We start from the raw sequence: 11,107 nt of genomic DNA on the forward strand, positions 1-11,107 counted from the left end.
AATTCTATTTTTTAGGTTTGAGTATATATGTGTTCTGTTGTTTTTCCAACTTAAACGGATTTACTTCAACAATCAATTGTAGAATGGATTCAGCCAATTGTGTTTTATCCTGTAAATCCATTGTCGCATTCCTTCGGAAACGTCCTTTTAAACGATAATTCCTGACCAGTAGCGAGTCATACGATACGGGCATATCTAGTTCATGATTGATATATTGGATAATTTCTGACAGGGAAGTTTCTTCCATTTCCAACCAGTTTGTCGATTGATGAATCGTCATTGGGTAACTATATTCTTTTTCTTTCGCTGTACTTATAAGCCGTGGTAAGAAATTAACTAAACGGTCAGTTCCTTTACTAGTGTTTCCGAAGTCGGAAAGAACCATTTGCGAAGCTGCTGAGAAGTGAATTTGCTGTCCAGGTTTCAGGATTTTTACCTGCGCTGCACTTTGCATGATATGTGCCACACGTACCTTCCCTTCCAGCAACTGTACAAGGACGTCTTTAGAGCGGCTTGTGTAGTTTACAATAAATTGTGTTCCGAGTGCGGTTGTTGTCAATTGGTCACTCTCCACAATAAAAGGCTTAGATGGATCTTTTGCTACTTCAAATTGAACTTTTCCCTCCAATACCTTTACATATCTGAAATCAAGATTTGATTTTATTCTGACCTGCACCAATGCCCCCGGTGCAAGAATAAGATGAGATTCATCGTCCGTAATAATTTCTTTGGGCCGAGATAACGGATTATAATAGGTCTTCCTGATGATGTCTTGTGCAATTTGACCATGCCGTTCCTCAAACAGATTTGAGCAAAAAAACAGCAAGCCAAAGACGACAAAAACAGTAAATATCTTTGAAATATTGCCGTTCCTACGCTTAACATTTTTCTCCTGTGCAATATAAGAGGTCCAATCATCCTCCGAGATCAGATCATCCAATAATTTCGGGTTCTCATTAAGCCAGGAGAAGACAAGTTTAGCCTCTTCCGCTGAGCATTGATTTGCCAGGAATTTATTTAATAATTGCTTACGATTCATAACAGTTGCTACCCAGTTGCGAGCAGGTATTTAACTGTTATACGAATAAAGGTTACCTTATCCCCTAAAGCAATTTGAAAAATTTTTTAATGAATTTTAAACCGATGCTGATGTGGTTCTCTACGGTCTTAGGCGAAATGGATAATTTGACAGCAATTTCTTTGTAACTCAACTCTTCAAACTTATGTAGATAAAAGACCTGCTGCCTCATAAAGGGCATTTGCGCAATCAGCCCTTTGACATATTCCAACTCATCTTTGTAGGCGATCCGTCTTTCCATATCTTCATACTGGCTCAGCACAAAAGGTTTCTCAAAATCTACGTATTTTCGGTTTAAGGCCTGTCTGCGAAGTTCGTCGATCAACTTGGTACGCGCAATTTGAAAAAGCTGTGTACTGAATAGCACCCGCTGATCCGCCCCATTTTTACGTTCCCAAACGATCAGAAATGTTTGTTGGACAACATCTTCAGCAAGATCCGAACACTGCGTTTTGTGGTATAAAAAATAATATAATTTTCTATACCAATAACGATAGACTAGAAAAAATTCTTTTTCGTCAGTCGGTGCACGCTGTAGGATGTCATTAATCATATTCTACATTTAGATGGTCTTGCTTCCTTGCGATCACTGTTCACAATCATCACATCGGAACTCGGCCCCTGATAGATTCTTAAGTTTCGTCCATCAAGCTACCAATCTTTTTTGGCTAGTTATCCACAACTAAAGTGACTATTTTTTATCAAAAAAACAAGATAATATTTTCATCTTCAAGAAGTCACATCAAAAAACTTCAAAGAAATAACTTGTCGAGCAATTCTGTACTGCCTACAATCCAATTCAGCCAAAGAAAAAAGTCTTTAGATGATAAGGTGTCCCTTATCATCTAAAGACTTTCGATACGCTCTCAGAACTGCTTTAGTTACGGTAAACATCGCAGCTAAAGCAATTTTTATTAATAACCTGGATTTTGTTTCAGGTTAGGGTTTACCGCAATCTGTTGGCTAGGAATTGGATAAATCAAGGTTTTTGGATCTGGATCTGCGGCCTTTTCTTGCCATGCTAATAAGAACTTACCGAATCGAATCAGATCTTGTCTCCGCCAACCTTCCCAATACAATTCACGTGCACGCTCATCTAATAGATTATCGAGCGTCAAGGTCGTGAAGTTAGTAACGCCACGATTGGTACGAATTTTATTGACTAAATCTAGCGCTTCTGAAGCAGAACCCGTCCCACCTCTTAACACAGCTTCGGCTTGCATTAATAGCACATCAGAGTAACGAAACACAACCCAATCGTTATTCCGTTGTCCAGTCACCGCATAGTCAAATGCATACTTCATTGGGCGGATACCTGCGGTTTCCAATGTGGCCCCGGAAGTTCTGATTGTTACTTCACGTGTGAATGATAACGGGGCTGTCGAAGGGTTTCGAGCCATTAGCGGCTTATTGGTACTCCAATTATATTGCTGTCCCGCAAAAAAACCTACATTCTGACGTTGGAATTTCTTGGTTCTATTTGAGGTAGTATCTGCTGGATAATCATAGTAAATGCCTCTACGCTCATCTGCTGCTCCAAATTTATCATAGTAATCCGAGAGTGTACACCAGCCATTCCATCCTCCTGGATTCATGTTGTAATGAGCAACTGTATTCCAGGTTCGATCCACATTACCACCTCTTTCCCCATTTTTATTGAATAAGGTATAGATATTCTCGGTTGATTTTTCATCATTATCCGGGGCAAAATTATCAAAATACTTTCCTTTTGCAGATACCGTATATGCTCCACTTGCGGTGATTTCTTTGGCTAAAGTAACCACTTTATTCATGTCCTCTGCCGCAAAAGTTGGCGTTTGCCTAGTTAAAAATGCACCCTTATTCAAGTAGATTTTCATCAATAATGTTCTTGCGGCATTCCTATTTGCTACATAAGCCGCTCTTGGCCCATTTGCGGGCAAACTACTTAAGATTTCGTTGAGTTCTTTTACCATAAAATCAATGGCTGCCTGCGGCTGTAATACATCTGGCGCTATTTTAAAATCTTCTAGTGAAGGGCCCTGTCGGAAAGGCACTACTCCATAGAGATCCAAGAGATCAAACATAGCCAAAGCGCGGATAAATCTTGCTTCTGCAGCCTGCTGTGCATTTGGATTGCTACGCACAACAACACCTGCGTTGTAAACTGCAGTACCCAAACTGACAAAAGTATTATTCATATAACCATTATCTGCATTCCAGGTATGAAGATGGATTGCCCGGTGCATTCCGTTATCATCCCAATCGCCACCACGCGTAGGGGCCATCGCCGCATCCGTCGATATTTCCTGCATCACCCAACGTTGCTCCTGTTGATAAGGCGTATTCAAAGAATTATAAGCAGTCACTAAGAGCGCCCCCGGATCTATAGCCGATGTTCCCTCCTCCAGTTCGCCTCTAAATTCTTCCTTCAGTTTTGTACAAGAGAACGTACTTGTAACAACTGAACCGATTATTCCGATATATAATAAAGTTCTTAATTTCATCTGTCTTATATTTTTGTTATCCAATGACATTTAACAATATACTTATAGTGAGAAGTTCACCCCCAATAGAATATTTCTGGCTGGAGGATAAGGCAAATACTCGATACCCAATGATGGGATACCATTATTGGAACCGTCGGTATTAACCTCCGGATCGAAGCCTGTATATTTAGTTATGATAAAGAGGTTTTGTCCGGTGAGGGAAACATTTAAATTTTTAAGTGTTTTCCCTACGTTGCCCACCTTATAGCTCAATGTCAAATTAGCCATTTTTAAATAATCTCCTTTTTCCAGATAACGTGTTGAGGCTGACGCTGAATTCGATGTGGATTCTTTAACAGATGTATTAAAGAAAGCCGAGCCAATATTACGGGAAGACAAATTACTGATGCCTAAAGTTGTCGCGGCAGTGTTATTGAACAGGTAATGCCCAAGTGCACCATTCATATTGGCCGCCAAAGAAAATTGCTTATAGCTAACATTGGTCGAAATACCTAGCAAAGTAGTAGGATTAGGACTATTCATATAGAATTTATTACTAGCGGGGTCATTCGTTGTATTGATGCTCCCGTCGTGACCACGATACATACTTGTCCCTGTCTGCGGATCAATACCCTGATAATCGGCCAAATACCATACATTTAATGGTTGTCCATTGACCATGCGCTGTCCCAATACACCTGAGAAACCTTGTCCTCTCAATGCACCAGTTTCATAATAACCGACCAAACCACTCACACTATTTTTTAGGAATGTAGCATTACCGGTCAAATCCCAAGTCCAGTTGTCATTTTTCACAATTGTACCTGTCAATGCAATCTCTACCCCTTTATTGACAATTTCACCATCCAAATTTACCCAGATACGTCCAGCAGGGCCATCCTGTGCTAATGTTTGTTCAAATAAAGCATCCGTAGTTTTCTTATTAAAATAGTCTATTGAGCCGTACAAACGTCCTTTTAATACAGAGAAATCAATACCAGCATTGAGGGTTGTAGAGGTTTCCCATTTTAAGTCTCTATTTTGAAAGTTGGCTCTACCTACACTTTGATTGCCGAACGTAAATCTATTCAAGGAGGCACCTGAAGGGAATTCTTGATTCCCTGTTTTTCCCCATCCTATTCTAACTTTCAACTGATCAAAAATTCCGCTGGATTTCAAAAAATCTTCCTGCGCCACATTCCAAGCGATCGCAAGGGATGGGAACATTGCATATTTGTTATTAGCACCAAATTTAGTTGACCCATCTCGTCGCGCTGTCGCTGTAAATAAATAGCGATCCAAATAATTAAATCCACCGCGTAAGAAAAATGACTGCAATTGATTGGTCGGACTTCTGTAAGAAGCTATTTCCCGGGTTGAAACTGTCGAGTATTGCAAATAATCAAAGTAATCTAATCCCATATACTTAAATCCACCACCGAATGAGATGTTGTTGTTGTAATTATAATCCAAATACTCATAACCAGCAACAGCGTTTACACTCCAGTCGTCGTTGATTTGTTTGTTGTAAGAAAGCATATGTGTCATCTGCAAATTTGTCTCGCCATTATTAGAGATAAATGCTTGCTCATTATTCACTGCCGATGGATCAATTAACCCGGCTCTATACATACCCTCACGGTTACCGGTTTGTCGCATGGCGCTATAGATAAATCGGTATTCTAAATCATCCGTAATTTTATAGTAAGGCGCCAAATTGACCACCATGGTGTTTGTCGTTGCTACGTCCTTGAACGCTTCGATACTGGTCAATGGATTACGCGTGGTTGAACTAACAAAGGTTAAATTGCCTTTATCATCGCGCAATGGTCTTGTTGGATTCCATTGTAGCGCCTGGGAGATTACATTACCTTCTGACCCGACAGTTGCGTTGATTGGCGCATATTTGTTATCCATTTGAGTTAAAAACACAGCAAAGTCAAGTCCTAATCTTTTGTTTTCCAAAAAGCGAAAATTACCGCTAAAATTTGCTGTATATTTCTTCAATTGGGATCCACGGATAATACCATTTTGGTTTAGATATCCACCCGATAAACGATATTTCCCGTGCTCAGTACCCCCGGCTACATCTGCATAGTAATTTTGGGTAATTGCTTTTCTTGTAATTGCTTTAAAAGCATCTTCATTACCGCCAAAGTCAGAATTTGCTACTTCAGAAGGCGTATAATAATTTAACGCTTCTCTAAAGCGCGACGCATTTAGCACATCTGGATATTCACGCATCGTAGATACCCCCGCTGATGCACCAACAGAAATTTCCGGCGGTCCGACTTTTCCTTTTTTCGTTGTGATGATAACAACTCCATTTGCTCCACGTGACCCATAGATTGCTGTAGCGGAAGCATCTTTCAAGATATCCATGCTTGCAATATCACCTGGATTCAGGTAAGTCAATGGGTTCCCTCTATCCGAGGAAAATCCGCCCCTACCCTCCGGCAATGGTGAGTTACCTGACATTGGCACCCCATCAAGTACAAATAACGGATTGTTGCTCGCCCGGATCGATGAGTTACCACGGATACGTACTGTGGTTGATCCACCCGGCTGCCCCGTGTTGTTAATAACCATTACACCAGGAGTTTTTCCCTGAATCAATTGATCAGGGCTCGTCATTATACCTTTATTAAAATTCTTGGCACCAATCGTTACCATAGATCCCGTCAGGTCTCTTTTGCGAGCAGTACCGTAACCAATAACAACCACTTCATCCAACCCCTGATTGGAGCCCGGTTCAAGTGCAATGGTCATGTCGTTGCCTGCAATTGGCACGTCCTTGGTTGCATAGCCAATATAGGATACCTCAAGTGATTTCGCATCAGTACTGATATTTATTGAAAATCCACCGTCAGCATCGGTGGTTGTTGCTGTAGTACTCCCTTTTACTTTAATGGTAGCACCAGTCAATGGACTTTGGGTCTCATCCACGACCTTTCCTTTCAGCACCCTAGTCTGGGCTACCGCAAAAAAGGTTGTAAGCAGTAATGCTGGCATCATTACACATTGCGCAAGTAGTTTGTTTTTCATACGCTTCTAAATTGGTGGTTTAATTGATTATATTATGTTGAACTTTGTCCTGTTCAAATAATGTTAAGTGATTTCAAAATCTATCGCAATCAAAAATTTCGTGCTTCATTAGGCACCCGTCAAATAGCGACAACTGACCTTCTTAAAACAACATACTTCGAGAGAAACCAAATTAGAAACAGTGCAAAAAGTTAAGACATTGAAATATAGCATCGTCAACGCTAAACATTGAGAAGAAACTCGCTGAAAAATAAGATTACAGGTTTTCACTGTCATAATTTTAGGGCAAGACATACGTTTATATTTGGTTATTATCGTTCCATAAAAATGAGAAAATCTTTACTGCAACCCCAATCATAGCGTCTCAATTTTATATCACAGTGTATCAGCAAAACTCTTTTTTTTCTTTTTTATTGACTATTTTTAGAGATACATTATCAATTTTGCGCGTAATAACCCTTATACCTATACTCTATCTCCTACTTGTATGGACTAACCTACAGGCGCAATCGTTCTATTTTAAAAATTATCAACCCCACGATGGTCTCTCCAATAGTTCTGTTAAGTGTATTACACAAGATACCCAGGGCTTTCTTTGGCTAGGGACTAGGAATGGTCTTAATCGTTTTGATGGCAATCAATTTAAGATATTTAGGCACAATGCTTCCGATCCCACAAGCATCGGGAGTTCATCTATTTTAAGTATCCTTACCGATAGCAAAGGTGTACTATGGGTGGGAACAACACGGGGGACCTATTGTTACAATCCGGTTAAGGAAAATTTCCAACCATTCAATAGAATACCGATTGGAGAGGTAAATGCCATACATGAATACGCCGGCTTTATCTGGCTGCTTTCCGCGGGAAAACTCTATCGTTATAATCCTTACACGACGGAGATCGTTCCTTTTGATCAAAACAAAAATACCCTAGTGGCCATTACCAGTAGCAAAAAAGGCGGGCTGTGGACCACAGATATTAACAGTACGATAGAACGGTATCAGGTCAACGAAGGCAGGTTTGTTCAAATTGCAGTCAAAAAAACAAATCGGAAAGCACTGGCCAACACTAAGACCGTCTACGCCATCAACGACTCCCTGCTCATGGTCGGCACCATCAATTCATCCTACCTGTTTGATTTTAAAAACGGAACTTTAAAAAACTTATTTGCAAACCATTACCCCCAAAAAGTCATCCAGGCAAATTGTATTATCCAACAGGCAGAGTCAGTATACTGGATCGGAACAGAGACGGGAATATATACCTATGACATTCATACCGGTCAGAGCCAACACATCAAAAAAGATCTGCTCAATCCATTTGCCATATCGGACAATGCTGTTTTGAATTTCTATCGGGACCGTGAAGATAACATCTGGTTTGGAACATTTTTCGGCGGTTTTAACCAATACAGCAACCAATTCGACAATTTCAAAAAGTACTTATATGGATTTGGAAAATCTGCTTTATCAGGGAATATCGTACACGATATAAAAAAAGATAACTATGGAAATTTCTGGATAGGTACAGAAGATGGTGGTCTAAACAAAATAGATGCTCAAACACAACAGATTCAGCATTTTGTTGCCAATGGAAAAAAGGGAAGTATTGCGCATAACAATGTCCATGGCCTGGCAACAATCGGCGATGAACTCTGGGTAGGCTCCACAACACATGGACTGGATATACTCGACGTAAAGACCGGAGAATTAAAAAAGCACTACGACCGCATCGGTAGAGGTCCCTTGCAAAGCAGCTTCGCCGTTTGCATCTTTAAGTCCAGAGACAACAGCATGTTTGTAGGAACAGACCGCGCATTATATGGCTACAATAAACACAATGACAATTTTGACCTCCTCCCCATTAAAGCCTGGATACAAGGAATTTACGAAGACGAATATGGTATACTTTGGGTCAATACGTATGGCAGTGGAGTCTACCAATATAATCGCGGTACAGGCGAAATACAACATTTAAGCTCCGAACAAGGTAAGCGCAATACGCTCGTCAATAATTACGTCAACGGTTTATTTGAAGACAGCAAAAAAAATCTCTGGTTTTGTACCGAAAGTGGTCTTTCAAAATACCGTCGTGATGGGCGTTTCACCAACTATCTGACCGAATCGGGTTTACCTTCCAATCAAGTATTTAAAGTACTGGAAGACGATAATAACAGTATTTGGATATCAACAGGTGGTGGATTGGTCAGACTGGACGGAAATATCCCCCATATGGTCATCTATACATCGAGAGACGGGCTTCCCGCGGATCAGTTTAACTATAATTCAGCATTTAAAGATAAGGACGGCACATTATATTTTGGTACCATAAAGGGAATGGTAAGCTTTAACCCAACAAAATCCATTAAGAATAGCTTTATTCCACCTATATTCATTAGTGACATTCAGATCAACAACGAAAGCATACCAGTTCGTGAAAATGGCATACTGAAACAATCCATCTCGCTATCAAAAGAGATTCAACTGTCCTATAACAGTTCCAATATCAGTTTTAATATCGCAGCCTTGAGCTTTGTTTCCCCAAAAAGCAATGCCTATCGTTATATCATGGAGGGGTATGATAAGGGCTGGACGGATATTACAGGCAACCAAAGGATATATTACAATAAACTTCCTCCCGGAACCTATACCTTTAGATTTAAAGGGGCTAACAATAATGGAATATGGAATCCAACTGAAAAAGAACTGCGTATTGTAGTGTCTCCCCCTTGGTGGTTGTCTTCATGGGCATACTTTGCTTATTTCTTCGCTGTTAGCACCATTGTTTTGTTGATTTTAAGATATTACTTCCTGCTTATTAAGGCAAATAATGCCCAGAAAATGGACAACTATGAACGTAAAAAAGAACAAGAAGTATATAATCTTAAGCTTGAATTTTTCACCAATCTCGCCCATGAGATCCGGACGCCATTGACTTTAATAAAAATGCCACTCGAGAAACTCATCCGCACACAACAATTCACGGATAGTGAAACAGCGAGTGATCTTGCTCTTATGGAGAAAAATACCAGCAGGCTTATCCGTCTCACCAATCAACTTTTAGATTTCAGAAAAGCAGAAACAAATAATATGAGCCTTATTTTCACTAAAACGGATATCAACAGTTTGTTGTCCGATGTATTCAATGATTTGAACTCCCTGGCAAAAGAAAAACTGCTGCATTATGATCTTTCTTTGCCCCGTGTTACACTAACAGCCTTTGTAGATGAAGAGGCTCTGCGCAAAATTCTCACAAATTTAATTCATAATGGCATAAAATACGCCGACAATCATGTACATATCAAACTGCTTCCCTTCAACAGTGATGATATCATGTTTAATATAGAGTTTCGAAACGATGGCGAAATCATCCCTTTTGACAAAAGAGAAAAGATCTTTGAGCCATTTTATCGCCTTAATGAGTCTGATAAAGATACTGGTACTGGCATTGGTCTTCCACTCTCCCGCTCACTTGTGGAGCTTCATCAGGGTTCCTTATCGCTAGTTTATACCGAAGAACACAGAAATATTTTTCTACTTTCACTTCCTATCTTTCAGGAACAGTCGCTCGATATCAAACCTTTTCTCGAAGAAAATTACAGGACTGAAGAACGTGGAATGTACACCAAAGAGGAGGAAGCTACTGAAAAACCGGTGATTCTTATCGTTGAAGACAATAAGGAAATACTCGCCTACCTCAACAAGGAACTCAAAATAAACTATACCATCCTAAGAGCTAACAATGGAGCTGAAGCTCTTGAGATATTGGACCGCGACAATGTACAGCTTGTTCTGACAGATATCATGATGCCTATTATGGATGGCATTGCACTATGTAAGCGCATTAAGACAGATATTCTCTACAGCCATATTCCAGTAATATTCCTGACCGCAAAAAATGCACTGGATGCTAAAATTCAAGGGCTGAAGATCGGGGCAGATGCTTATATTGAAAAGCCTTTTTCCATGGAATTTTTAATGGTACAGCTACGTAATATTTTAAACAATCGAAAAATAATTAAAAATTACTTTACCAACTCTCCAAGTGCACATTTAGCCGAAATTAATGTTTCCGCACCTGATAAAGACTTTATAAGTTTGCTCAATACCGTAATTTATGACAATATCTCAGATATCGATCTAAATGTCGAAGAACTTGCTAAGTTAATGAATATGAGCCGTCCGACTTTATATCGTAAAATTAAGGGGCTCTCTGATCTGACGCCAAATGAACTGATTAACATATCACGTTTAAAAAAGGCGGCCGAACTGCTTACCCAGAAAGAATATAATATTACACAGATCTCCACGATGGTAGGTTATACCGTACAGTCAAATTTTTCCAGAGATTTTCATAAACATTATGGAATGCCACCGAGTACGTATATAATCGAACACAGTAAACAATAAACGGAACCCAATTTTTACCTCCGGTATTTATTGCTATAAGAAAATTGGGAACCAAGTGAAGGTAACTACTGCTTACGTTTTGCAACAAAAAACAGCCCCGACAAGAT

Annotated in this window: 5 protein-coding genes; 1 reads left to right on the top strand and 4 read right to left on the bottom strand. The window is 39.8% G+C overall.

Translation table 11 applies throughout. The features are described from left to right. Positions 1 to 4: 4 nt before the first annotated feature. The 4 genes from ABFX33_RS00590 to ABFX33_RS00605 form a co-directional block, all read right to left on the bottom strand. Entirely contained in the window at positions 5 to 1,039 is a 1,035-nt protein-coding gene (locus ABFX33_RS00590) for a FecR family protein (protein WP_346083586.1), read from the bottom strand. Between the two features lie 64 nt (positions 1,040 to 1,103). Next, positions 1,104 to 1,631 carry an RNA polymerase sigma factor gene (locus ABFX33_RS00595; protein ID WP_257092282.1) on the bottom strand — a complete coding sequence of 176 codons (528 nt, stop codon included), beginning with the start codon at positions 1,629 to 1,631 and terminating at the stop codon, positions 1,104 to 1,106. A 361-nt stretch (positions 1,632 to 1,992) separates the two neighbouring features. Further along, positions 1,993 to 3,564, bottom strand: a complete 1,572-nt coding sequence (locus ABFX33_RS00600) for a RagB/SusD family nutrient uptake outer membrane protein (protein ID WP_346083588.1) — start codon at positions 3,562 to 3,564, stop codon at positions 1,993 to 1,995. A 42-nt stretch (positions 3,565 to 3,606) separates the two neighbouring features. Further along, positions 3,607 to 6,591, bottom strand: coding sequence for a SusC/RagA family TonB-linked outer membrane protein (locus ABFX33_RS00605; RefSeq protein WP_346083590.1), 2,985 nt, complete (start codon positions 6,589 to 6,591; stop codon positions 3,607 to 3,609). A gap of 443 nt (positions 6,592 to 7,034) precedes the next feature. On the opposite strand from ABFX33_RS00605, the gene ABFX33_RS00610 reads away from it, so the two are divergent. Then, positions 7,035 to 11,000, top strand: coding sequence for a hybrid sensor histidine kinase/response regulator transcription factor (locus tag ABFX33_RS00610; protein ID WP_346083592.1), 3,966 nt, complete (start codon positions 7,035 to 7,037; stop codon positions 10,998 to 11,000). The last annotated feature ends 107 nt before the right edge of the window (positions 11,001 to 11,107 follow it).

It is taken from the genome of Sphingobacterium ginsenosidimutans (assembly GCF_039536865.1).
Lineage (GTDB): Bacteria > Bacteroidota > Bacteroidia > Sphingobacteriales > Sphingobacteriaceae > Sphingobacterium > Sphingobacterium detergens.

Bases quoted from the DNA above. Each gene is read 5' to 3' on its own strand.
- ABFX33_RS00590 (WP_346083586.1), bottom strand. From the start codon at position 1,039: ATGAATCGTAAGCAATTATTAAATAAATTCCTGGCAAATCAATGCTCA.
- ABFX33_RS00600 (WP_346083588.1), bottom strand. From the start codon at position 3,564: ATGAAATTAAGAACTTTATTATATATCGGAATAATCGGTTCAGTTGTT.
- ABFX33_RS00605 (WP_346083590.1), bottom strand. From the start codon at position 6,591: ATGAAAAACAAACTACTTGCGCAATGTGTAATGATGCCAGCATTACTG.
- ABFX33_RS00595 (WP_257092282.1), bottom strand. From the start codon at position 1,631: ATGATTAATGACATCCTACAGCGTGCACCGACTGACGAAAAAGAATTT.